This window comes from Lactobacillus sp. B4005, from assembly GCF_026536045.1.
GTDB classification, from domain to species: Bacteria; Bacillota; Bacilli; order Lactobacillales; family Lactobacillaceae; genus Lactobacillus; species Lactobacillus panisapium.
The window spans coordinates 737,445-761,788 of sequence record NZ_JAFNOZ010000001.1; the positions used below are offsets into that span (position 1 = coordinate 737,445).

32 protein-coding genes, 1 tRNA gene and 1 other annotated feature are annotated in these 24,344 nt (G+C 36.7%); of the genes, 2 read left to right on the plus strand and 31 right to left on the minus strand.

Translation table 11 applies throughout. The annotated features are described in order from the left end of the window. Positions 1-6: 6 nt before the first annotated feature. The 3 genes from priA to gmk form a co-directional block, all read right to left on the minus strand. A complete protein-coding gene (gene priA, locus J3U73_RS03480; protein WP_267409563.1) occupies positions 7-2,406 on the minus strand; it encodes a primosomal protein N' in 2,400 nt (799 codons plus the stop codon). 63 nt (positions 2,407-2,469) lie between these two features. Next, entirely contained in the window at positions 2,470-2,688 is a 219-nt protein-coding gene (gene rpoZ / locus J3U73_RS03485) for a DNA-directed RNA polymerase subunit omega (RefSeq protein WP_103751808.1), read from the minus strand. 1 nt (position 2,689) lies between these two features. Continuing rightward, positions 2,690-3,304 carry a guanylate kinase gene (gmk, locus tag J3U73_RS03490; RefSeq protein ID WP_220268135.1) on the minus strand — a complete coding sequence of 205 codons (615 nt, stop codon included), beginning with the start codon at positions 3,302-3,304 and terminating at the stop codon, positions 2,690-2,692. Between the two features lie 209 nt (positions 3,305-3,513). Here gmk and J3U73_RS03495 point away from each other — a divergent pair, with 209 nt between their 5' ends. After that, positions 3,514-3,789 (plus strand): hypothetical protein, encoded by a 276-nt coding sequence (locus J3U73_RS03495; RefSeq protein WP_220268136.1) that lies wholly within the window; start codon positions 3,514-3,516, stop codon positions 3,787-3,789. An 86-nt stretch (positions 3,790-3,875) separates the two neighbouring features. On the opposite strand, the gene J3U73_RS03500 is transcribed toward J3U73_RS03495, so the two are convergent. From J3U73_RS03500 to J3U73_RS03575, 16 genes are all read right to left on the minus strand, one after another. Beyond that, positions 3,876-4,739 (minus strand): GNAT family N-acetyltransferase, encoded by an 864-nt coding sequence (locus tag J3U73_RS03500; RefSeq protein WP_267409564.1) that lies wholly within the window; start codon positions 4,737-4,739, stop codon positions 3,876-3,878. Next, positions 4,736-6,421 (minus strand): DNA repair protein RecN, encoded by a 1,686-nt coding sequence (gene recN / locus J3U73_RS03505; RefSeq protein WP_267409565.1) that lies wholly within the window; start codon positions 6,419-6,421, stop codon positions 4,736-4,738. The genes J3U73_RS03500 and recN overlap by 4 nt, the downstream gene beginning before the upstream one ends. Positions 6,422-6,430: 9 nt before the next feature. Next, positions 6,431-7,243, minus strand: a complete 813-nt coding sequence (locus J3U73_RS03510; RefSeq protein WP_267409566.1) for a TlyA family RNA methyltransferase — start codon at positions 7,241-7,243, stop codon at positions 6,431-6,433. After that, on the minus strand, positions 7,244-8,110 hold the full coding sequence (locus J3U73_RS03515; protein WP_267409567.1) for a polyprenyl synthetase family protein: 867 nt from the start codon (positions 8,108-8,110) through the stop codon (positions 7,244-7,246). Positions 8,111-8,115: 5 nt separating this feature from the next. Then, positions 8,116-8,358 (minus strand): exodeoxyribonuclease VII small subunit, encoded by a 243-nt coding sequence (locus J3U73_RS03520; protein WP_103751815.1) that lies wholly within the window; start codon positions 8,356-8,358, stop codon positions 8,116-8,118. After that, the gene (xseA, locus tag J3U73_RS03525) at positions 8,339-9,706 is read right to left on the minus strand and encodes an exodeoxyribonuclease VII large subunit (RefSeq protein ID WP_267409569.1); all 1,368 of its coding nucleotides are present in this window, start codon (positions 9,704-9,706) and stop codon (positions 8,339-8,341) included. Before xseA ends, J3U73_RS03520 begins: the two co-directional genes overlap by 20 nt. Continuing rightward, on the minus strand, positions 9,696-10,544 hold the full coding sequence (locus J3U73_RS03530) for a tetrahydrofolate dehydrogenase/cyclohydrolase catalytic domain-containing protein (RefSeq protein WP_220268142.1): 849 nt from the start codon (positions 10,542-10,544) through the stop codon (positions 9,696-9,698). The genes xseA and J3U73_RS03530 overlap by 11 nt, the downstream gene beginning before the upstream one ends. Before the next feature lie 48 nt (positions 10,545-10,592). Beyond that, a complete protein-coding gene (nusB, locus tag J3U73_RS03535; RefSeq protein ID WP_103751818.1) occupies positions 10,593-10,991 on the minus strand; it encodes a transcription antitermination factor NusB in 399 nt (132 codons plus the stop codon). Then, on the minus strand, positions 10,969-11,424 hold the full coding sequence (locus tag J3U73_RS03540; protein ID WP_267409570.1) for an Asp23/Gls24 family envelope stress response protein: 456 nt from the start codon (positions 11,422-11,424) through the stop codon (positions 10,969-10,971). The genes nusB and J3U73_RS03540 overlap by 23 nt, the downstream gene beginning before the upstream one ends. A gap of 24 nt (positions 11,425-11,448) precedes the next feature. Beyond that, entirely contained in the window at positions 11,449-12,018 is a 570-nt protein-coding gene (gene efp / locus J3U73_RS03545) for an elongation factor P (RefSeq protein ID WP_220268143.1), read from the minus strand. A gap of 71 nt (positions 12,019-12,089) precedes the next feature. Beyond that, the gene (locus J3U73_RS03550; RefSeq protein WP_267409571.1) at positions 12,090-13,199 is read right to left on the minus strand and encodes a M24 family metallopeptidase; all 1,110 of its coding nucleotides are present in this window, start codon (positions 13,197-13,199) and stop codon (positions 12,090-12,092) included. 145 nt (positions 13,200-13,344) lie between these two features. Continuing rightward, positions 13,345-13,638 (minus strand): 50S ribosomal protein L27, encoded by a 294-nt coding sequence (rpmA, locus tag J3U73_RS03555; RefSeq protein ID WP_046307181.1) that lies wholly within the window; start codon positions 13,636-13,638, stop codon positions 13,345-13,347. A 14-nt stretch (positions 13,639-13,652) separates the two neighbouring features. Beyond that, positions 13,653-13,967 (minus strand): 50S ribosomal protein L21, encoded by a 315-nt coding sequence (gene rplU, locus J3U73_RS03560; protein WP_103751822.1) that lies wholly within the window; start codon positions 13,965-13,967, stop codon positions 13,653-13,655. A 14-nt stretch (positions 13,968-13,981) separates the two neighbouring features. Beyond that, positions 13,982-14,062: a sequence feature (ribosomal protein L21 leader region), on the minus strand. A gap of 84 nt (positions 14,063-14,146) precedes the next feature. Next, entirely contained in the window at positions 14,147-14,986 is an 840-nt protein-coding gene (locus J3U73_RS03565) for a YitT family protein (protein ID WP_103751823.1), read from the minus strand. 158 nt (positions 14,987-15,144) lie between these two features. Beyond that, positions 15,145-16,470: a DUF2325 domain-containing protein gene (locus J3U73_RS03570; RefSeq protein ID WP_267409705.1), complete on the minus strand. Its 1,326-nt coding sequence runs from the start codon at positions 16,468-16,470 to the stop codon at positions 15,145-15,147. A gap of 203 nt (positions 16,471-16,673) precedes the next feature. Further along, a complete protein-coding gene (locus J3U73_RS03575) occupies positions 16,674-18,452 on the minus strand; it encodes a DUF2207 domain-containing protein (RefSeq protein ID WP_267409572.1) in 1,779 nt (592 codons plus the stop codon). A gap of 266 nt (positions 18,453-18,718) precedes the next feature. Here J3U73_RS03575 and J3U73_RS03580 point away from each other — a divergent pair. Then, positions 18,719-18,792: transfer RNA gene (locus J3U73_RS03580), tRNA-Arg, on the plus strand. A 145-nt stretch (positions 18,793-18,937) separates the two neighbouring features. On the opposite strand, the gene J3U73_RS03585 is transcribed toward J3U73_RS03580, so the two are convergent. From J3U73_RS03585 to J3U73_RS03640, 12 genes are all read right to left on the minus strand, one after another. Next, positions 18,938-19,225, minus strand: a complete 288-nt coding sequence (locus tag J3U73_RS03585) for a hypothetical protein (protein ID WP_267409573.1) — start codon at positions 19,223-19,225, stop codon at positions 18,938-18,940. Continuing rightward, on the minus strand, positions 19,222-19,581 hold the full coding sequence (locus tag J3U73_RS03590) for a hypothetical protein (RefSeq protein ID WP_267409574.1): 360 nt from the start codon (positions 19,579-19,581) through the stop codon (positions 19,222-19,224). Before J3U73_RS03590 ends, J3U73_RS03585 begins: the two co-directional genes overlap by 4 nt. 67 nt (positions 19,582-19,648) lie before the next feature. After that, positions 19,649-19,831 carry a hypothetical protein gene (locus tag J3U73_RS03595; protein WP_267409575.1) on the minus strand — a complete coding sequence of 61 codons (183 nt, stop codon included), beginning with the start codon at positions 19,829-19,831 and terminating at the stop codon, positions 19,649-19,651. Between the two features lie 149 nt (positions 19,832-19,980). After that, entirely contained in the window at positions 19,981-20,106 is a 126-nt protein-coding gene (locus J3U73_RS03600; RefSeq protein WP_267409576.1) for a hypothetical protein, read from the minus strand. A 235-nt stretch (positions 20,107-20,341) separates the two neighbouring features. Then, complete coding sequence (locus tag J3U73_RS03605) at positions 20,342-20,719, minus strand: hypothetical protein (protein ID WP_267409577.1); 378 nt, start codon at positions 20,717-20,719, stop codon at positions 20,342-20,344. A gap of 90 nt (positions 20,720-20,809) precedes the next feature. Beyond that, positions 20,810-21,565, minus strand: coding sequence for a hypothetical protein (locus J3U73_RS03610; RefSeq protein WP_267409578.1), 756 nt, complete (start codon positions 21,563-21,565; stop codon positions 20,810-20,812). Positions 21,566-21,690: 125 nt separating this feature from the next. Next, positions 21,691-22,746, minus strand: coding sequence for a GH25 family lysozyme (locus J3U73_RS03615; protein WP_267409579.1), 1,056 nt, complete (start codon positions 22,744-22,746; stop codon positions 21,691-21,693). Next, positions 22,739-23,149 (minus strand): phage holin, LLH family, encoded by a 411-nt coding sequence (locus J3U73_RS03620; RefSeq protein ID WP_267409580.1) that lies wholly within the window; start codon positions 23,147-23,149, stop codon positions 22,739-22,741. Before J3U73_RS03620 ends, J3U73_RS03615 begins: the two co-directional genes overlap by 8 nt. 28 nt (positions 23,150-23,177) lie before the next feature. Next, positions 23,178-23,387 (minus strand): hypothetical protein, encoded by a 210-nt coding sequence (locus J3U73_RS03625; RefSeq protein ID WP_267409581.1) that lies wholly within the window; start codon positions 23,385-23,387, stop codon positions 23,178-23,180. 12 nt (positions 23,388-23,399) lie between these two features. Beyond that, the gene (locus J3U73_RS03630) at positions 23,400-23,783 is read right to left on the minus strand and encodes a hypothetical protein (RefSeq protein ID WP_267409582.1); all 384 of its coding nucleotides are present in this window, start codon (positions 23,781-23,783) and stop codon (positions 23,400-23,402) included. Next, on the minus strand, positions 23,764-23,916 hold the full coding sequence (locus tag J3U73_RS03635) for an XkdX family protein (RefSeq protein ID WP_267409583.1): 153 nt from the start codon (positions 23,914-23,916) through the stop codon (positions 23,764-23,766). Before J3U73_RS03635 ends, J3U73_RS03630 begins: the two co-directional genes overlap by 20 nt. Continuing rightward, the gene (locus tag J3U73_RS03640; RefSeq protein ID WP_267409584.1) at positions 23,909-24,343 is read right to left on the minus strand and encodes a hypothetical protein; all 435 of its coding nucleotides are present in this window, start codon (positions 24,341-24,343) and stop codon (positions 23,909-23,911) included. Before J3U73_RS03640 ends, J3U73_RS03635 begins: the two co-directional genes overlap by 8 nt. Position 24,344: the final 1 nt, after the last annotated feature.

Genomic DNA, 24,344 nt, shown 5'->3' on the forward strand with positions numbered 1-24,344 from the left:
TCCCCTTTACATTATGCGTTCAGGTTCATTATCGATATAGATATTTAAACCATATTTTTTAACTTTTTGTGCAGAATCTTGAATTTGGTGCAACAAATTGTTCAAATTGTCCTCTTTTTTATATTTTACCAGTATTTGATAGTAATATTGGTTTTTTAGACGAGAAATTGCACTTGGCGTTGGACCTAAAATGATTGTTTCCGAATGCAGATGACTCTGAAGTTGCTTTTTTATCCTAAAGGCTTCGCGCGCAGCATTTTGTTCATTTTTAGATGCGACTGAAATCAAAACCGTGTAAAAATACGGGGGATAGTTTCCAGCATGCCTAACCCGCATTTCATACGCATAAAAATGCTCATAATCCTGTTTTTTAGCTAGTTTAATAGCATAGTGATCTGGATTAAAAGTTTGAATAATGACTTCGCCCGTTTTTTCAGCACGTCCAGCACGTCCAGCAACTTGTGTGAGCAATTCAAAAGTGCGCTCAGAAGCGTTATAATCTGGGACCCATAATCCTGTGTCCGCATTTACCACGCCTACTAAGGTAACATTTGGAAAATCAAGCCCTTTTGCGATCATTTGCGTTCCCAGCAATATATCTGCTTCATGATTACCAAACGCATCCAAAATTTTTTTATAAGCACCCTTACGTCTTGTGGTATCCACATCCATTCGCAATACTTTGGCTTTGGGCAGAAGTTCATTCAATTCTTCCAGCACCTTTTGTGTACCTGTCCCAAGAAACCGAATTCTGCTACTTTTACAATTAGGACACTCACGCGGAATTGAAGTCGAGTAGCCACAATAATGACACTGCATTTGGTGCGTATCCTTGTGCATCGTTAACGAGAGGTCACAGTTGGGACACTTCATAACATAACCACATTCGCGGCAGAGCATAAAATTAGCAAAACCGCGGCGATTAAGCATTAAAATTATTTGCTCATGCCTAGCTAATCTATCCTCAATTGCTTTCACTAATTGGACAGACAAATCTAGCTGATTTCCTGCAAAATCAGCTTGCTTAAGATCTACTAAATGAACTTCAGGCAGTTTTTTATTATTTGCCCGCTGCGGTAATAATAATAACTGATAAACATCCTTTTGTGCTCGCGCACGACTCGAAAGAGAAGGCGTTGCACTTCCTAACACTAACGGACAGGAATTATACTTGCTACGCCAAATTGCAACATCACGGGCATGATAGCGCGGATTATCCTCCTGCTTATAAGAAGATTCATGTTCTTCATCAATTACAATTAACCCGATATTCGTTAATGGTGCAAAAACGGCACTGCGTGCGCCAACAACTACGCGAACTTCTCCGCGGCGAATTCGGCGCCACTCATCGTACAATTCACCTTCTGATAACCCACTATGCAAGACGGCAATTTGATCTCCAAAACGATCTTTAACTTGTTCAACCATTTGGGGAGTTAATGAAATTTCCGGTACCAGCATCAAGGCATTTTTACCGAGAGCAAGGGTTTTACTAATCGCATTAAGATAGACTTCGGTTTTCCCACTGCCAGTAATTCCTTCCAACAAAAAGGTTTGTGCTTTTTTGTTTTCAATGGCAGGGGTAATTTGAGCTAAAGCAGCTGTTTGTTTATCATTTAATACAACTTGATGATGGTTTTTAGTAGGTGTTGCAAAACCAGCTAGGGGATCACGGTATATTTCTGCCTGATCTTTACGTAACCATCCTTTGTTCACAGCACTAGTAAGAGTCGCCGTGTTAATTTCAGCCTGTTTTTCTATCAAAGTTTGTTTCAACGGAAACTCATCATAATGCTGAATCACAAACGTAAGCAGCTGTTTTTGTTTAACCGCGTTACTTCTGAGTTCTTCATAAAAAGCAAGATAATCTTTTTGCGCTAACGGTAGCGAATAAACGTTTTCCGTTTTTACTTTTGCACGATTTTCAACGATGTATTCAACCTTGGCCTCATCATTGCGAAGAAGTTTACGGATATACGCAATTTCACGATTATCAGTAACTTTAGTTAAATCAATCGGATCACCTTGAAAAAAGGGTAACGCCTTTGCTTGATCAGAAACCGGTGTTAATACTTTACGGTAATTTGCCCGCATCACTCGCGGAAGCATGGTTTTTAAAATTGAAATGCGATAAGAAAATACTCGCTTTGCTAGTGCCTTAGATAAGTCCACTAGTTCATTTGTTAACGGCGGCATTTCATCCACTACTAAAAGTAAATCTTTCAGCTGACCTTGATATTGACTTTTTTCACTTAACCCTACAACAAAGCCCTGCAACTTGCGTGAACCGAACGGAACAAAAACGCGAGAACCAATTTCAACTTCATCTAGTTCATCTGGAACATGATATTCAAAAATGCGGTCTGTTTGCTTTGCCGCAATATCTACAATTATTTGCGCAATCATTAAATCACCTTTAGTAAAAATGACCTCCATCTCATTGGGATGGAGGTCATATAATTTAACCGATTACTGATTAACCTCACGATGACTTGAATCGACGGTAACTTTGCCGGCTTCAATCTCTTCAAGGGCTTTACCAACTGGCTTTTGTGATTTGTATTCTTTTAATGCCTCTGGCTCGCCAGCCTCTAACTCATGTGCTCGCTTGGCAGCAAGTACAGATAAAGAATAGCGTGAATCAACTTGTGCCAATAATTTATCAATTGATGGGTATGTAACTCTCATTTTAATCCTCCCTGACCATCTTACGATAGGTATCAATTACTCTTTTAACGCTAACGTGTTCTGCATCAACAATTGCCTTGATATGATCAACGGCGTTAGCAACAGTATCATTTACAACTGCATAATCATAATCTTGCATAACTAAGATTTCATTACGTGCCTGCTTAATTCGACCCATAATGACATCTTCAGATTCTGTTCCACGATTTTCTAAACGCAAGTGTAAAGTGTGCAAATCAGGTGGTGTCAAGAAGATAAAAACACCATCCGGCATTTTTTCTCGCACCTTTTGAGCACCATTAACGTCAATTTCCAGTAAGACATCCTTACCTTCATTCAACATCTTTTGAACAGGATCAAGCGGTGTACCGTAAAAATGATTTACGTAATTATTATATTCTAAAAGTTTCCCTTGGTTAATAGCTTCCTGAAATTGCTCTTCACTAACAAAATAATAATCTCGACCATCAACTTCACCTGGTCGCGGCTTCCTCGTAGTCATCGAAACCGAATATTCGAAAGGAAAAACCTTATTTTTTACAATTGCACTTTTAACGGTACCTTTTCCAACTCCTGAAGGACCCGAAAGGACAAGTAACAAACCTTTTTCTGCCATGCCATACTCCCCTATAAAAAGCTAATATGTTTAGTTTGCACTAAATGCGCAAGTTTTTCAAGTTCGATCATTATTGATGTATTATACTTTGAGCACAAGTTTACACTCTTAAACAAAAAACTTTAAATAAAAAGCTTGTTTTTCAAAACAAATGTTCTTATAATATAAATAGTCAAACAGATGTTCGAAACTTACTGAGGGTTAATTTGATGAAAAACTCACTTAAGAAAATCTATCATTACTTATTTGATTATGACGACGACAGACTGAGTATCTATAATCAGTTTCACAGTGAAATATTATCTTCTTTACAATATGCCTTATTGCATCGCGCCTATGCTTTAATCAGCTATCAAGATGGCAGTAGCGAAATTGGCCAGATTACTAAACAGGTTTCGGCCGGCAGGTTCGTTTTAAGATCGGCTGACTGTAAATTGCTCAAAGTAATCGACCTGGACAATATTTTCAGAGTTGATTTAGACTAAAGTCTGTTAATTTAACTATAAATATTAAACACTAAAAAAGCTCAAGAATTTACATAAGCTCTTGGGCTTTTCGTTGTTTTATCTTCTTAATTTAAATAGAAAGTTTCACTTTTAATTTGAAAACCTGCATTTTGATAAGCATGAATTGCAGCTTGATTGTCCGGTTCCACATCAAGAACAAATCTTCTTGAACCTTTTTTCTGCCTAATTGCCATCATTTTCTTAATAAAAAATGTGGCATAACCGTGACCGCAAAAGTCCTTAGCAACAAACAGACCAAAGAAATAATCAAATGAGCCAGGATCAATAGCGCAGTAGCCAACAACCTTGGTATGATCAGTTAACACAAAATTGATTTTTTCTTTATCTTTAAAGCCTTCAGTAACATATTTCGTTGACGATTCATTGCTTTTGTCAAATGCTTGGCAATATAAGTCAACAACCGTTTTGATATCACTTTTGGTCATTTCACGAACTGCCAAAACTTGATTGAGCATATCTTCTTTATCAATTGGCTTTGGATTGGTAGTTTCCATGTGGTAATCATGATCATCAATTTTTAAGTTCATATTCTTTAAAAAATCCGAATTTTTATCAATAAATGGTTTTTCAGAAACAAAACAATAGTCAAAATAACCATATTTATTCATGATTTTTTCTGCCCGCTTTATCATTTCCATTGCAATACCTTGCCGGCGATATCTAGGACAGACTTCCACGTGCACTTCAACTTCTTCAGTGGGCTTTTCATCAGCATATAACATTGTCAATCCAACCATCTTGCCATTATCAAGCGCATAGACAAATGTTGGCATGTCGGAAAAATAATTATATTGGTTACTTAAATAAATTTCATTATATGTGCTGTCTTCTGCACGTACACTGGCGGTTAGCTTTTGGGCAAGTAAAATTTCGGCTTCATTAAGAGTTACCTTTTCAAAGTATTTCATTTTTTCTTTCTAAAACTCCTCATTAGGTCTTTCGCATTTTGCTTCGCCGCTTGGGTAACATCGCTTCCAGCCATCATTTCCGCAATTGCAGTTACAGTTTCTTCTTGTGTCAGTGGCCCAATTTGCGTATAAGTTGCGCCATCCTTAACTTGTTTAGCTACCAGATATTTTTGGTCACTGGCGGCCGCTACTTGCGGGGAGTGCGTAATCGCAATCACTTGCTTGTGTTCACCAATTGAATGCAATTTTTCACCAATAGCAGCCGAAACCCGACCAGAAACACCCGTATCAATTTCGTCAAATATCATTGTGCCTACAGGTTCTACACGGCTAAAAATAGCTTTAAGTGCTAAGATCAAACGTGATTGTTCACCACCAGAAACTATTTTTACTAACGGTAACAAATCTTCTCCGGGATTAGGTGCAATTAAAAAGACAACTTCATCCGTTCCCTTTTTAGTAAAAGTCTTGGTTGGCGAAATAGCAATTGCAAACCGCGCTTTAGCCATATACAGGTCTGCTAATTCCTGCTTTATCTTTTCTTCAAGTGAACGGGCCACCTTTTCACGAGCTTGGTGCAATTTATCAGCTCTTTCGGTCAATTTTTGCTCTATTGCAGTAACACTTTTTTGCAGCTTTTCTTCGTCTAAACCGCCCGTTTGATATTGACCTAATTCTTTTTTGACTTTTTCATAAAAAGCAAAAACATCTTGTAAACTCGGTCCGTATTTTTTCTTCAATGAATTAAGCAAGTCCAACCGATTGGTTACGTACTGGAATCTTTCTTCATCAAAGTCCATTTCATCCAAGACATTTGAAAGCTCACTGCGGGCATCACTCAATGCATAAACACCATCGTCAATCGTCTTAGCAATGTCTTTAAATTTACTACCATACGTAGTCAAATCATTAGCTGCTTGCTGTGCGTTGCCAACTAAGGTTTCAATCCCATGTTCTTCATCATCATAAAGCTGCATCAAATAATTAGCAGTATCGACAATTTTTTGATAATTGTTAAGCTCGTTATATTCTTCTTCCAGCTGTTCGTCTTCGTTAGGATCAGTCAAATTTGCTGAAGATAACTCCTCATTTTGAAAGGTTAAGATATCCTGCTTTTGGGCTAGTTCTTGTGCATCACTTTTTAAGTGGTTTAACCGGTCCGTTAATTTTTGCCAAGTTACAAACTCATCTTGATACTGCTTTAGCTGGTCTTTAAATTCATCCGAAGCATAATTATCGACTAAATCAATTTGACGATCTTGGTCCATTAAAATTTGTTGATCATTTTGACCATGAATATCAACAAGGTAGTTACCAAGCTCACGTAACACGTTAATGGTCGTTAACTGTCCGTTAATTCGAACAACATTTCTGCCCTTAACTGCTAACTCACGACTAATAACCAGTTGACCATCTGAATCGGGTAAACCGTATTTTTTACATAAATTGGTTATTTTTTGAGAGTCTTCCCCAATTTCAAAAAGACCCGTTACTACAGCCTTTTTTTCACCACTTCGAACCATTTCTTTTTGCCCACGGCCACCCATTAGCAATGAAACAGCGTCAATAATAATTGATTTACCTGCACCAGTTTCACCAATTAAAACCGTCATGTGTTCTTGAAAACGAACTTTTAACGCTTTAATAATAGCAAAATTCTTAATATCCAGCTCAACTAACATTGTCTTCTCCTACAATTCAGAAATTGCCCGTCTAACAACGTCTTCAGGTGTTTGCGTCCACAAGCACTTGCCACCATTTGCCTCGTTTTTTTGCAAATGAATCAGAAATTCGATATTTCCCTTACCACCTTTGATGGGGGAATAATCAACATCTAAAACATTAAAACCAATCTCACGTGCTTTTGCCACTGTGTGTTCAATAACAGCGCGGTGCACAGCATGATCATGGACAATGCCATGCTTACCAACGTTTTCGGGACCCGCTTCAAATTGCGGCTTAATCAAGCAAACAGCATCGCAGCCATTTTTTAGAATCTGATACATTGGGGGCATGATTAAATCCAGCGAGATAAAGGATACATCAGTCATCGCAAAGTCAGGCAACCCAAGAGTAAAATCTTCTGGTTTACTATAACGGAAATTTTGCTTTTCCATTACAACCACACGTTGATCATCCCGTAATTGCCAGGCAAGCTGATTATAACCAACATCAAGTGCATACACTAGTTTGGCATGATTTTTTAACGCCACATCGGTAAAGCCACCAGTTGAAGCGCCAATATCCAAACATATTTTATCAGTTAGATCAATCTTGAAAGATTTTAGTGCTTTTTCGAGCTTAAAACCACCACGGGATACGTATTTTTTGCCAGAGTCTTTAAGGTAAAATTTTTCATCGATAGGAAAACTAGTCCCGCTTTTATCAATTCGTTGATGATTATGATCTGAAACTAGGCCAGCCATGATTGCGCGCTGTGCTTGATTTCGTGAATGAAAAAGTCCCTGCTTGGTCAGTAAAATATCTGCTCTCTCTTTTGTCATTTAAAGCACCTTTTGGTATAAATCAAGAAAGCCAGCTAAAATTAGGCCATTTAATCCAACCAATGTTGACTTGGCATGAATGGTTAAACGTAATAATTCTTGGCGACTTTTTTCAACTCCTAAAACTGTCAAAGTGTTATTTTTGCCACTTTCTTGATCTTTATGAGTCTTTTTACCTGCTTCTTGACTTGTTTCAGTAATATCTACCAGGTCATCATAAATTTGATATGAGCGACCAAAATCTTTTGCAAAGGTCAGTAATTTGGCTTTGCTTTGCTCATCAGCTTCAGCGTAGACAGCCCCCATTTCAACACAAGCTTCGATTAAGCATCCGGTCTTAAGCCATTCCATCCGATCAATCAGTTTTTCATTATCAGCAACAGCTTGGTTATTAGTTGAATCGATATCCAAATATTGGCCACCAACCATGCCATTAGCACCAATTGCAGCGGCAATAATTTTAACTAATGCAATTGAATTACTTTCTTCAGCAATCCATTGAATGCCCAAAGGTAGCAGTGCATCCCCAGCTAAGATAGCTTCAGCTTCACCCCATTTGCGGTGACTAGTAAGCATACCACGACGATAATCGTCATTATCCATGGCTGGAAGATCATCATGAATCAATGAGTATGTATGTATTAATTCGATTCCGCAACTGATCTGTATCTCCTTTGGCCCAATTTCTTTACCTAAGGAATTAATTGTTGCCAGAAAAAGCAGTGGCCGTAATCTCTTTCCACCAGCCATTACCGAATAAGACATAATTTGACTAATTTGCTTGTCATCAATATCTTCTTTTAAATGGGTAGCTAAATACTCATCGATGACACTTGTCCATTTGTTTTTAAATTCTGTAAAGTTCATTTTTATTATTCTTCCGGTGCTGCAGCATTATTAGGATCAAGTTTATGCTCTGTGCCATCACTATCAATTAACTTAGCGACAGTTTCTTCAGCCTCAGTCAAGCGCTTATTTAAATCACGACTTAACTTAACGCCAGCTTGAAATTCATCAAGAGCGTCTTCCAAAGGAACATTACCATTTTCAAGGTTATTGACAATTTTTTGTAATTGCGTCAGTTCTTCTTCAAAATTATTTTTCTTGGTTGTCATTGTCATTTCTCCTAGTTGTTTTTACAATTGCTTTTGCTTGGCCATCTTTAAAATGAAGATTCACTTCATCTTTTACATTGACTTGTTCAATTGAACCCACAGTTTTTGCTGCAGTGTCAGTTACATACACATAACCACGCTCAAGTGTTTTAAGTGGGCTGTAATCATCAAGTTGTTGCACTAGTTGAGCAAGCTGATGCCGTTTTTCGCGTAACAAGTTGCGCATATTAGCATTTAATTTTTGATAGTAAAAATTCTCTTGCTGTAATATCTGCTCAATTCTTTTAGCCGGATTCTGCGCAAATAATTTTTGGGTACTTAATTGATAGCTTTGCCTATTTCTCTCAAGCAGATGTGTCATATTACGTTGAAGTCGATCACGTAAGAGATCCAAAGTTTGTGCTTGCTCATCGTACAATCTAGCCGGTTCGCGCATAATAACAGAATGATTGATCCGATTCAAAGCATCGCGCCGAACACGAATAACATTTTGCATACTAGAAAGCATACTACTTTGCAACTGATGAATATTGGCTAATTCATCGGTTAAATTAGGTGTTGCATATTCTGCAGCTGCAGTTGGAGTGGCAGCGCGTGCATCAGCTACAAGATCACAGAGAGTTGTATCAGTTTCGTGACCAACTGAAGAAATAACCGGCATTTTCATGTCGTAAACTTGCCTAACGACGGCTTCTTCGTTAAAAGGCCATAGGTCCTCTAAGGAACCACCACCCCGACCAATTATCATGACATCATATTTATCACCATAATTAGCGATTTGCTTCATTGCGCTTACTAAGGAATCTGCTGCTCGGTCACCCTGTACCTGTGCAGGAAACAGATCCACTTGTGCATGCGGAAAGCGGCGGTTAGCAGTTACTAAGATATCATGAATAACTGCACCAGAGGCACTAGTAACAACAGCAATATGATCAGGAAACCGTGGGAGTGGTCGTTTATGCTCTTGAGCAAACAAACCTTCCTGGGCTAATTTCTTTTGCAATTGCTGCAACTGCTCATACAAAGCCCCTAGTCCAGCTGGTTCCATTGCTTCAGCATAGAACTGATATGTCCCTTGAGGGCCATAAACATTGACATACCCAGTGATATAAACTTTCATTCCCTCTTCAGGCTTAAACTTCACCTTATCAAAATAAGAACGAAACATAACAACATTGATTTTTGATTTTTCATCTTTTAAAGAAAAATATTGGTGTGAATTCCGTCTGTAACGAAAGTTAGAAAGTTCACCTTGAAGAAAAACCTTATGCAAATACGGATCATTTTTAAACTTTTGCGTAATGTAATAATTTAAATCCGTAACGGTAAGATATTTGCTATCTTCCATTTTTCCTCCTTGTCAATGCGACTACCTGTTCCATTAATGATTCAACGGTCAATGGTCCGATTCCACCTGGGACCGGTGTAATGTATTTTGCTTTTGGCAAAACCCTTGCAAAATCAACATCACCAATTGTTTTTCCATTTTGCCGGTTGATGCCAACATCGATTACGACGGCATCATCTTTTACCATATCTGCTGTAATCAGACCTGCTTGACCAGCGGCAGAAACTAAAATATCAGCTTTTCTGGTGTATTCATCAAGATGTTTCGTTTTCGTATGTAAAATTGATACTGTGGCATCACGCTCAAGCATTAATGCAGCAAGTGGCTTACCAACAATACTACTGCGGCCAATAATTACAACATTTTGTCCACGCAGATCAATCTGATAGTAATCAAGTAAAGCCAAAATTCCGTGAGCAGTTGCCGGTTCAACAAAATGATCTCCCCGCCATAGACGGCCAACATTACTCGGTGTGAGACAATCAACATCTTTACTTGGACTGATGTGCTCTAATGCTTCATTAAGATTAATTTGATCTGGAACGGGTAACTGAATCATGATTCCGCAAACCTTTTCATCTTGATTTAAGCGATCAATTAAAGTTAACAGGTTATTCTGGGATTCATTTTGTGCAAGTTGATACACTTGTTGCTCAATTCCAACTTCAGCAGCTCTTTTTTTCTTGGTTTTCAAGTAAAGCTGACTACTGGGATCATCACCAATATTAATTACACAAAAAAGAGGATTTAGCCCGCGTTTTTTTAAATCCTTTACTTTTTCTTTAAGTTTACCAGCACGTTTTTGCGCCAGCAACTTTCCATCCAGCAATTGTCCCACTACAAATTCCTTTTTTAAAAAAATAGCCGGCCTCTAGCCGACTATTAGTTATTTTTTGATAAAGTTTGCCAAAATACCGTTAATAAATGGCTTTGTTTTAGGATCGGCAAATTCATCACATAAGTTTAAAGCTTCATTTACTGCCGCTTTAGGCTCTATTTCATCACTGTACTTAATCTCGTATAAACTAACTTCCAAAATTGCAAGTGAAATTTGGTTAATTCGGTCAATTCGCCAATTTTTCTTTAAGTAAGCAGCAAGTTGGCCCTTTAATTCATCCCGCTTTTCAATTACGCCTTCAATAATAGTTTTTGAATAAGCAGAAAGTTCTTTCAGATCAAGCATCGCAACAGTTTTAGCTTCAACTTCGGCAGGAGTATATTTAGGCTCTTGATTAGCTAAATATACTGCTTGCATTGCAACTCTACGACTCTTGTGTTGATTCATTTTTACCCTTTTCATCAATGTCAGAGAACAGTTGAGAAGTTCCACCATCATCCTGTTCTTCTTCTGGAAATACCAAGCCGATAACATGAACGTTAATTTCTTTAAGGGTTAAATCAGTCATTTGAAGAACCTGACTCTTTAACGACTTTTGAAGCTCCTTGGCAATTTTAGGTACGTTACAACCAGCTTCAAAGCTAACGTAAACATCAGCAATCAAATCGCCCTCATTATTGACTCTGATTTCGATCCCACGGCGACGATCTTCACGACCTAAAACCCAGTTAATCCCAGATCTAACGTTACCATGCATTTCGGCAACACCGTCAACTTTTTCGGCAGCAATGCCCATGATAACTTCGAGAACACTAGGATCAATTTCGATTTCTTCACCGTTATTTTTATCATTTAAGACAATTTTTGAACTATCTGCCATTTTGTTTTACCTCAAAAAAACTACTTATTTGTTTGCACGAGATACGTAACTACCATCGACTGTATTGATAACTAAAATGTCACCTTCATTAATAAAGAATGGGACATTTACAACAAGGCCAGTTTCCATTGTAGCAGGCTTACCACCACCAGAAGAGGTGTCGCCTTTAATGTTCGGCTCAGTCTTTGCAACCGTCAATTCAACGGTGTTTGGCAATTGGATTCCTAAAGTTTTGCCTTCATGCATAATGACACTGACATCCATATTTTCTTTTAAATATTTTGCTTCGTCAGTAATTTGATCATTCGGAATAGCCAACTGATCATAAGTTGTCGTATCCATGAAAACATAGCTTGAACCATCATTGTACAGGTATTGCATTCCCTTAGTTTCAATTTCTGCAGTTTCAACTTTTGCAGTTGACCGGAATGTATATTCCTGAACAGCACCGGTATTCAAACTCTTAAGCTTTGAACGAACGAAAGCACTACCTTTACCAGGTTTAACATGTTGAAATTCAACAATCCGCCATAAGTCGTTATTATACTTAATGGTTAGGCCATTCTTAAATTCGTTAACTGAAATCATTGTCATATTAAGTACCTCGTCTCCATAATAATATCTTACCAATTCATGAATGATTTTACTATCAATAATATTTAACTTTATAAAGAAATTAATTCATCTTTGGGCAAAGTTGATAATGTTTCTGGTCTTTGGTCATGAACAAGGATGTCATCCTCAATGCGAACGCCACCTTTATTAGGTAAATAAATTCCTGGTTCTACGGTGTGAACCATATTATTAACTAATTTTTGCTTTCCAAATGGTAGCGCAGGCTGACACAGTTCGTGTATTTCTAAGCCAATGCCATGACCGATTCCGTGACCAAAATATTGGCCATATCCTTGCTCATTAATATAATCTCTTGCTGCTTGATCAACATCTTTGCCGTAATTACCAGCTACCGCAGCTGCTATACCACGTCGTTGAGCTTCATGAACAATTTCATAAATTCGATACATTTCATGGTCAACCTTACCTACTGCAACTGTTCTAGTGATGTCAGCCGCATAGCCGTGGTAAAACGCACCAAAATCAATTACGACCATGTCACCGTCTTCGATCATTTTATCACTGGCAACACCATGGGCCCAAGCAGAGCGGACACCAGACGCAATAATCGTATCAAAGCTGGGACCATCGCCACCATTGATTTTAAACAGATAATCAAGCTTAGCTCCAATATTGCGTTCAACTGCACCAGGTTTGATTAAAGGCAAAATACCGTTAAAACTGTCCATCGATACGTCAATTGCATGACGTAAAGCGTCAAGTTCAAGGTCATCTTTAACATTGCGAACTCGTTCTACCAGTTCTTCGCAAGTCGCAAACTCAATTTGCGGATTCAATTCTTGAAGATGCGCAAATTCAATTGCTGAAACAAATTCGCCTTCAATTAAGACCTTATTTAAATTTAGAGCTTTTAGCTGGTTGCTAATTTCTTCATCCTGATTGGCTTTTTTCATAATGACTTTTAATTCGCCAGGAGCTTCGAACTTAATCTGATCAGCAAAGCGTGAATCAGATAATAAAATTCGGTCGCCTTGAGCGGTTAAAATCAATTGTGCTTCTTCACCCGTAAAATTCGTCAAATAACGGTAATTAGCCTGATTGAAAATCAAGATTGCATCAGCATTTTGCTCTTTTACTAATTTTGTTACTTCATCAATACGTCTATTTAACAGAGTTAATAATTCGTCTTGCTCAGTCATTGCTAGTACTCCTTACCTAAATACTTGAACTAATTTTACCCCGAAAGCCTAATAGATAACTAGCTAATTAAATTAAATATTATCAATTTAAAAACAGAAAAAAGACGAGAAGCACATGCTTTTCGTCTTCTTATTAAGAACTAAATTACTTAGCTTCTTCTTCAACTGGGATAACAGAAACTTGCTTTCTGTATTTATCCTTACGTTCAAATTTAACTACACCATTTACTAATGCAAATAATGTATCGTCTCCACCTTGACCAACGTTCTTGCCTGGGTGAATCTTAGTACCACGTTGACGATAAATAATCGTTCCAGCATGAATAGTTTGACCATCAGCAGCTTTAGCGCCTAAACGACGACCAGCTGAGTCACGACCGTTAGCAGTAGAACCTCCACCCTTGTGGTGGGCAAATAATTTAAGATTTAAAATATTCATTATCTCTTTCACCTCTAGCTTAATTCAATCTTTTCAACTGTAACCTTAGTATAAGGTTGACGGTGACCATATTTTGAATGTGAGTGCTTCTTAGGCTTGTACTTGAAAGTTACAACTTTCTTTTCCTTACCTTGTTTCTCAACTTTAGCAACTACTTTGGCACCCTTAACAAGTGGAGCACCAACTTTAACGTCGCTACCATCAGAAGTTAAAATTACTTGATCAAAAGTAACTTCCTTACCTTCTTCAACGTCAAGCTTTTCTACAAAAACACTATCGCCTTCAGCAACTTTATATTGCTTACCACCGGTTTTAATAATTGCGTACATTTACTGCCCTCCAAAAAAATACTTAGACTCGCCAATTGAGGTGCTTTCTTTTAGTAAAAGACTTCTTACCTCAAAATGTGCGGTTGCAGATGTGAAGGTCTCCACACATACAACTATTTCATATTACTACTCTAAGAGCAATTTAGCAATATAAATCAATCTTATTTCGCTAATTTAGATTAGATTTGCCACTTACCACCATGAACTTTAGCAATATTTTCAGTCACGATAAATGCTTCATTGTCGATTTCGCGTGCTTTAGCTACTAACTGCCCGTATTCATTAGTATCAACGACTATTACTAATTGCTGTTTATCCTTGTCAGTATAACCTCCGACAACATTAAAAACCGTTAAGCCATCATAATCTTCCTGCAACATGTCACGAATTTCATCTAATTTACTATTACTCATAATGCGAACCTGATATTTTTTATCAAAACCAGTTTCAGTATAGCGCATTGTAATCGTAGTAATAACTTGTGAAAAAGCTGCCAGCAAGAATGCTTCTGTACCATCAACAAAAAGATTCAAAACAATAATGGTCATATCAATTGCCATCAATGACATGGCCGGATCGATATAGAAATATTTCTTAATAATTAATGGTGGAATTGTCGTTCCTCCTGAAGAGGCATTAATGCGGTATAACATTGAAACGCCAATTCCCATTAAAACACCACCGTATATAACAGCTAGCATATTATTCGAAGTCAACTTAAAACTTGGAGTAATTGCCATTAGTATTGGCAAAAGCATGCTGCCCAGAGCTACTTTTTTTAAAGTTTCTTTACCAAGGAAAATGACTGCTAGAACCAGCATAAGCAAGTTTACAATAAAGACGGTTAAAGAGCGGTTAATTCCCCACACTGCATCTACTAAAATTGAAATACCGGTAGAACCTCCAGCTGCAACATTAATTGGCGCATAAAAGAAGTTGATTGCAATCGTAATTATTTCTAACCCAGCTAAAAAGAACAGCCAGTATTGCCACGTATGTTTATGTTTTATGTTTCCCATCTCATCTTCCTTTCATAAAATATAGTAATTAATTATACAAAAAAAGATCTATTTAGCCAAGAAATATGCTAAAAACGACGTTTTTTGGCACTTGATTTAAACAGATCTTTATTATTATAATTTTTAATTAAGTTTCCATAAAGTTTGCTAAATATGCTTTACTGTTCAAGCTTTTGGTATTCAATCGTTTGATTACCTTCATAAGCAGGTAAGCCCTTTTCCGCACGGTATAGTGCTCGTTCAAAGGACTGGAATCCTTTGCTTGAACTAACAGCAAATTTAACATGATATTTACTGGCAAATTCCCTAATGTTCCAGGTACTATCATGGGCTGCAAATGCCGTTACTAGGATAACAATATCTAAATCTTTAATTTGATTTTCAAGCAGTTTTTTCTTGCCCTGAAAGGCATCAATAGGAATTGGAATGCCATTGTACCGGCTGACAATGCCTTCAAACATGGCTTCATTTTGATTGTCACCAATGGCAATGCCAACACGTTGAAAATGCAGATCCATATCTAACTTGGTTAAGTAAGTAGTTTTTTCTGCGGACTTTACTTTTTTCTTCTTAGTTTTAACTGCATTTTCCGGTTGGTCAAGTTGGTAAATCCACCTGATTTTAATTGCTTCGGAAGGATTTTTCTTAATGCGCACGTCACCATCATACCAAGCTAAATCGACAATCGACCCATCCGAAAGATCAACCTTGTTTTCTGAAAATTGGCTAGAATCAACGGGTAATAGTATCGTCTTCCCCCGAATACGCAATTTTTCGCCATTAATGTTTCTGCTTATTGACAAATGACCAGAACGCCCCTGAACTACCGCATATTTAAAAGTGGAGATCTGATCAACCTGCATGCTAGGAAGCTGATGGAAACCTACAACACGCAATAAATCCGCTTCATAGTTCGGATTACTTTCATTTTCAACAGCTTCTACTATGTCACCAGTTTTCAGATTTAAAGAATGAATCTGTGACTCTTTCAAGGTAAATACGCACCGATTGCTGTCATTGATTAAATCACATCCAGAAAGAAGCCGTACTACCGTATAGCGCTTGCCTTTTCGATAGTCCCGCTTGGTTTTTTCGTTTTTCTCTAATGCTTTTTTAAAAACTTTTTTGTTGATGACATCGTTAGTAGTTTTCGAAGAACGGATGGCTACTTCTAAACTCTGTAAATTTTTCTTTAAATTTGAATCAACTTTTGGTGCCATCAGCAACTGATGAATTACAGACAATGCCGAATTTTTCGCCTTAGGTTCACCTGGAGTTTTTACCAGTTCAGCGAGGCTCGCAAGCAACACATTAAGCCGTTTTTCTTCCTTTGACTTTTGATCTTTCTCTGTAGGCACTTTTGCCTGCTCTTCGTCAGTCATTCCCAAAATCAACTTGATTGCAGCCAATCCGTTGCGCAGACTTTGTTCTTCGCCAGTAGTTTTGGCCAGTATTCGTTTTAAGTTATTACGGTAGTCAAACATTTTTCTCAGCTTCTTCAATTTAGTTACATTCATTTTAGTATACCAATTAAAAAAGCCCAATACAAAGAAGTAGCGATCTGTATCGGCTAAACTTCTAGTTTTAAAAATCTTACCCAATAAAAAGCAATAAGCTAGTATCCTAGCTTATTGTCTCAACCCTTGACATTTTTGAAAGATTACAGTAGGAAAAATTGCCTTAATCTTCAAAAAGCCCCACCGCCTGAGCCTCCGCCGAAGCCGCCTGATGAGCCGCCTGAAAAGCCACCAGACGAGCCGCTGCCATAAGAAACGCTACCGGCAAAACTGGAAGAAAAATTCTCCGAAAAGCCATTACTGCCACTGATAAAGAACGGTCCGTAATAACTATAGTCTGAGCGCTTTAGTTCATCATTACCGAATTCAATCTTGAGTTCTTTCAGAACTTTTTTAGCCAAACCGAAAGCGACTGCGTAAGGCATGATTTCCTGCCATAAAATCAAGTCACCGACATCACGCATTTCAAAGCGACCAACATCGTTAAGCATTTTTTCAAAACCACGAACTTTATTGGTTTCTTCTGCCCCCTTTTTGGTATATTTGTTAGTCAGAACATTGCTTATAATTAATCCGTAAACGCCTAACAACAGCAAAATTGCTTCTGCAAGAAAAATTAATAAACCGTATTTAGGAATTCTCATAAAAGAAACGACAGCTGCGCCGAAACTGATAACTAGTGAGAGAATTATTATTTCCAGCACATTATCTCGGTAATGAGTTAATTCCGCAGAAAGCAGATCATCCTCAAAAACTCCGAAATATTCATCCTTTGTCCATTTATAATAGCCCTTATCTAGTTCTTTCCCCTTATATTTTTCCAGTTGCTGCGTGGTTACTGCTTTACCATCGCCTACTATTGTAAAGAGCGTTGTCAAGACTTCATTTTCAGCCAAAACTGTGGGGTCAGTTGCAGTGATTCTATAATAAGTCTTGTTTTTTTCTTTATAGTCTTCAATCTTAAGTTTCTTTTTGACGACCTGAAACATGATGTAAGCCGTAAAAGCTTCTACATTGGGAACTTTACCGGTATCTAAAATTTGTGCCCTCACTGGATCAACGTCAGGTATGTCGTAATTATGCTCTAACTGACTTTCTGTTTTAGGACAGACACCATGCTTTTTGGCGGTGAATCCCCTTATAATTGCAATAATACCAAAAAGCAAGCCGATCACAACGAAAATTAAATCTAAGATATTTTGTTTATTCCGTTTTTCATTAGCCGCTTTTGCCAAACCCGCCTCTTGCTTTAAAACAGATTGGCGGTGATTTTTATTCACAATCTTTTTGTTTTTGGGAGTAACACTTAAAGGAAAAATTGTGTGAACTTCAACTCCGGTTTTTTTGCCAAGATTATCAACCCTCATGACAATTTTGCCTTTTTTGGGTTCTACCGCGATATGACCGTCAAGTGGTCCATGTGCCCATGCTTTCAAGTTTTTAACTGGTCCGGGAAATATGACGGTCGCCTTTACCTGATCAATACTTTTTTGCCAGTTATTACCAATAATCATGAAATTCAGTTCTGCAACGTCACGGTAATTGGTAATTGCATTGGTGATTTTATAATGGTATGTAACGAAAAAATGTTCACCCTTATGAATTTTTTTATAAACTTTAAAGCGGTAAACATCACCAAATTTGTAAAGATCATAAGTAGCACTTGAACTGATTTTGTCTCTATCCCCTCTATCAATGACACTGGGATTTTTAATTTTTTGATCACCTTCGAGAGTTTGAAGATAATAAACACCGTGGGCATTATCTTCAAATTTATACCGAATTTTCTGAGTCAAGCTTAAAGAACCATCCGCATTTACTTTAGCAGTTGTTTCATCGTTTTCGAGTTTATAGTCAATGTTGTCGTCAGCATTAACCTTTTTTGTAGAAATAAGACAAAAGAAAGCGACACTCATTAAGGATAAAATTTTTAACAGCTTTCTTTTCATAGCTACTCCCATAAAAACTGATATTTTATCCTAATTATACAAATTGTAAATAAAGATAGCTATCAAAATTGTACTTCTGAAGAAAAATATATCTTTATTTTTTTAATCCTGCTCATTTTGGTTTGCTAGCCTTTTTGTTACTTATAGTTAAGTAATTCGTTTTCTTACGAAATAGATGTTGCCGCGGAAAAAGCAGAAATTTCTTGTTGCAATTAGCAAAACTTTTCTCTATAATAATTTATGTTCTTTGTGAGAAACAAAGAAATGGTCTGGTAGCTCAGCTGGATAGAGCAACGGTCTTCTAAACCGTGGGTCGTGAGTTCGAATCTCACCCGGATCATTCTAAATGGTTTTTACCGATTTTTATTAATTGTAAACGCCGTTATATCAACAATTTAGTTTTTGTTGATATTTATCAGTTTTAAAGTTGGCTAACATTTTGGCTAACATAGAAATAGCCCTAGCAATTAAGCTAGAGCTATTTTTTATATTGTTTCATTTTCAGCCTTAAAGATTTCTAATAAATCCTTGGCTTTAATTTTCTTTCTTAAAAAGTTGGGATATGTTTTGAATACCTTTTTATCAAAATCAGAAACAGATTTATAATCTGGTTCATTTTCGAGTTCTGGATCATCGAGCGGATAATAATCGAAGTAAATCTCCTGGTTATTATCCATAACAATCCAGTAGCCCCAGACGTCAACATTGCCATCCTCGGTAATATCAGCAGATAGTTCATCAATTAGCTTACTTGCATCAAACGAATAGTTCATTTGCTTGCCACAATCTTTCTAGCAGCAGTAATTCCTGCTGAAGTTACTCCTACTTTGTTCTTAGCTAAACGGTAGGTCTTGCTGTGGCGATTACCAAACAGTAATTGACAAGCATCTAAAGCATCTGGTTTAGCACTTTCTTGCTTGATTGACTCATTTTTAGCTTCTGAGAAGGCATTGCCCTTAACACCTAGTAATTGACCTTTACGGTTGTATCTTACTTGAAAATCAGCGTAACCTTCCATATCCATGCCATAAGGTAAGATTAACATCTCACGTTCTTCATTGGTTAACTCATCGGCTGATTTGTAAATAATAGTAGCTTGTTCATTTTTTGCGATTTCTGTAATTCTCATTTTTAAAAAGTCCTTTCTTAACTCTTTTTACTTTATACTTATATAATACACGTACGTATGTGTATTGTCAACTATTTTTTAAATATTTTTTTCTCTGATTGACATATTCTAGGGTTTTTTCTAAATCTTCCTCAGTCGCAAACTTCAAAATAAAATTTTTAGAATCAGAGCGACGCCTTATATAGGTCATTCTTGCCCTGTTTTTGTCATTCCATTTTTTATTAGCTCTCTTTTTAGCTTCGCTAACCATTTTATTACCTACCTTGTTAAGAGTTTTAATATTATTATTATAATTGAACAAATAAAAATTATTGTCCATGCCATACGTTTACTCATTGATTTTTCCTCCATTTTAGTTTATTGTATGGCTAAAAGGAACCTTTCGGTTCCTCATAACCTTTAGGGCTTAATCCCTAGATATTCGAGCAATGTTATGATTGCGGCTATAATCGAAGCAATTGCTCCTGCTTGTTCTAAAGTTGATGCTTTAGAACTTTTTTTATGTTTTCGTTTTTTCTTCTTCATATCTCTCACCTCCTTACATATTATATAATACACCTACGTATGTGTATTATCAACTAAATTTGATAAAAAAGATTAAAAAAGTTATTATTACTTAGAGTTCTTTCGCAACTCTTTTACTTTATACGCTCCCAAGTTGGGGGCTTTTTTATTGCAAAAAATAAACCGCCTAGGATTTTCCAAAGGCGATTTTGTACCATATAAAAAAAGAAGTTCGGGAAGATTTTTCTTCCATTACCTATTTTATCATATTAACGTTATTTATATTGCTTAAATCTACCCATTCGCCAGATATCATGATCTCATCAATGTGATAACCTTCGATAAACCCAACTATATCAGGCTGAATATGGCCTTCTACATCTAGTTCTTTCAACTGCACTGCCACTTGACGGTGGTTAGCGTAGGCTGTCATCAGTAGCTCACTAGCCTGCTCTTCTGTCATAATTGGCTTTTTAGAATAAACAACTGCTCTCTGTTGGTTATCTCGATTAATAGCTGCGGTGTGATCACTTAGCATTAATCCCTGCCACTTTTTCATTCCCCGGTCTTGATAAGTTTTAAAAAAGTTGTCGAGGATCTGGTCGAATTCTTTTTGATTGTATTTTTTGTGCATTTTTGTCCCTCTACAAACACTAGTTTGCATTTATTATAGCACAAAAAATAAGTCACCCTAGTCTTCACTAGAGTGACTTTTAAATTACTATCAACATGTATAGTTTTTATTGCCATTACTTTCGTTTTCTATTCTTCTCTTTCTATTCTTCTCTTTCTGTTCCTTTTCAAATTTGTCAATTGCAATATAGGTATAATCGAACATGTCAAACACAGGATAAATTAATGAAATTGAACCACCAAAAATAACATATATGCTTTCAGTTGCTTTTTCATAAGTAGAAAAATCGATTTTACCTTTAGATACAATTAGCAGCCAAGCAATAATAGCAGCAAGCACTGATCTAATTGCTCTTTCTATAAGAAGTGTTCTTGGCTTCTTTAATATTTTTTTTAAAATCTCAGAGCAAAAATATAAATAAACAATCCATAAAGCAGGTGTTACAATGAAAATGACGTATGAATAAAACTTATCTAAGTTGTAATATAGAAGAGAAATACATAAAGCAACCCATATAACGAAAAAAAATATTGAGTATATATTAAACTTCTTTATATTAAATACTTCTTCTTCTTTTTTTTGCTCTAAATTTAGGTTCAAAATATTAAAAAGAACAAGTACAGCGGCATATATAAATCCTGACTCAATAAAAAGTCTTGACACCACTAAAGTAAATTCAGTAAATATATTTCCATTTCTTAAAGAAAAGGATAAAACTAGTAATACATAGTAAATAGCTAACCATATAACCCATGGCATTACTGGAAGTACACCTTTCTTACAGATGTCTTTTATTTTTTTCCAGTTTGATTTAATGATACTCCACATGGATTTTATTTTTTTCATATATAAATGCTCCTTTCAATTATAAAAAAGTATATCACTAAAAATATTACAAAAAAATAAGCCACCCCAGACTAATGTCCAGAGTGGCTTATTCGATAGAAAGAAAGATAGTTAATAATGTTGTTTTACAAAATAATTTTTACTTTTTCGCCGTTAATCCAGCGATCATTACCTGCACCAATTAGCAGATAACCCTTGCGTAATTTATAGGCTTTATATCGCGAGCCTTTGGCAAATTTACGGCCAGTAACCGGCCCATCTGCTTCGGCGTGGCCTTTTGCATTACCTGTAACTTCAATTACGGAATGAATATCAGGATTGTCTAGCAATGGATTGCGTTTAACAACCCCAGTTCGAGGGTCAATATAACCTTTTTTGGTTTTATAAAACCCTTTTTCATAACCCATAATTTCGATAGTTTTATTGTAATTTAGCATGCCTAATTTTTTATCATTGTTAGGCCCTGCCCATAGTGTGGCACCTTTCTTTTTTGTTACCAAGAAACCACCATATGCAGTAACGGGCACTTTGATTTTCCAGTCCATTAATTTGTTGTCAACTCCTTTGTCGTTGTTTTTGTGCTTGTCCCAATTATTTCTACTGCCATAATAAACATCTAAATCCAGTGGGCCATTATAACCATTTAGACGACCGTTTGCCGTATATTGAAACATGGTCATTTTATTCCAATGGCGCACTTTCCCGTATAAATCACGTGGTCTAAAGCCATAATGTGGTGCCATGTCGTTATACTGTGCTATCCAAACACTGTATTTTTTAGCCACTGGAGACCAATTGTAATAATTTTCGTCAGCCAAACCTAAATAGATCATTGGCTTGATGCCAGTTTTCTTATAAACATAATCTAGCCAATTAACTGCCCACTGCACACCACCATAGGTTACTACGGTGCTTTCATAGTCTAATACAATAATTGAATGCTTGAGATATGGTTTAGCTGCTCTTAGAAAATAATCTGCTTGTACTTGCCAGTACCCTGGCCGGGCAAAATGATAAAGCCCAGTCAGTTTTCCAGAGTTTTTTGCCTGGCTCATAAACATCGGCATTAGGCCATCAGTGAAATTATTGTTCTCTGTTGCTTTTGCTATAACGCCATCAGCTTTAACATTGGCCACGTTGAGCCCGCCATTATTATTGGAGACATCAATCACATTAAGCATTGGTATCAGAGCCTTTAATGTTGTCGATTACCTTGTTTTCGTCAAAATCATCAACTGATTGAGCTTCATCAGTGTGGTCAATAGCTGGTTTAGTAGCATTCATTTTTGCCACTTCTTTTTCTGCGAACGCTTTAATTGCAGACTCAATATCTGGCGTAATTTTTACACCATAATTACGTAGGATATTGCATACGCTAGTTACCACAATGTCCATTTTAGCGGTACCATTACCGCCAGTGGTTTCTGCTTCATGAACAAAACCGGCTGCTAAATCAGGGATCTGTGCAATCCACTTATTTTTAATTTCATGTTTCAAACTATATAGCCTAACTACGCTGTAAGCAATGATTGCAACAACAATTAGTAATGCATAGATCATATCAAAAATTTCTTTAACGCTCATTTTTTAATTTCCTCCAAAAAAATAACGCCTATTGGCGCTTTCTCAATTCTTCTTCAAGTTTTTCGTTCTTTGCTTTTTCCTTGTAGTAATCTTTTTTAAACTCATCCCTTTCTGCTGTCAGTTCCTTAATAATTGCTTCGTAATCTGCTTTATTGGATTTGTGGGTAACGGCTAGTGCGGTAGCTAATGCACCAACAAAGCCGCCGATCACTTGTAGCAAATTGATTAAATCATGCAAGTGACCACCCTCCTAACTCTTGTATGCTGCTCTCACAATTAAACAAAAAATAACAAAATCGCCAATAACGGTATGTGCCATCCGCATTTGACCACCTAAGAAGGCATGCCATAATTGCGTTAATGCGAGCATAAAAATAGCAGCTCCACATAAGATTAATAGTATATGCTGCCAAAATTTACTTTTATTATCAATTAAAGCTGAAATCAATAGACCTATACCCAATATTAAAATTGTAATGTCTATTCTTTGATCATTCATGGTACTTGTTAGTTCAGGTGGCCAGAAAAAGTAATTGCGATCAATCCAGAGGGATGCACCAATAGCAATAACAGCCACACTGGCTAACGCTTGCTCGAAGTTATTGTTAACATTATTAAGCATTCGGCGTAACATATTTGTCACCTGTGATTTCTTGATAGTCGTCAGCCGTTAAGGCTCCGATTTTGACAAACGAATTAATTATTGTTTTGTCATACCAACCCGCATTATAAAATTGCATTGCTAAATTTTTAAAGATATTAAGCATTAGTGTTACCTCCATTCTTAGCAACAGCAGGCGCTAACAATTGCAACATCTGTGCCATCTGTTTTGATTGCTCAGTTTGGCTTTTAGCAATATCATCTAAACTATTCTTTAAGTCCTTATTTTCATTAGTTGCTGATGCAGCTTGTTCTTGGGCTGATTGAATTGCTTTTTCAGCATTCGTTAAGCGAACGCTGGTATTTGCAGCATCCTGGTCAACCCACACGTGTTTAGTCCAGTCATATTTTGGATTATTTAAATCAGTAGGTGCTTCTATTACTACAGGATAAAAATCATTATTGTGTTTTTTGGATAATAAAATAGGCTCACAGTCAACGTCATTGTTGGACATGTAGCCTATTTGCTTCCATATTGAGTTTTCATCTATTTGTTTAGTTAAATCATTAGCTGTATCTTGCCATTCTGCCATG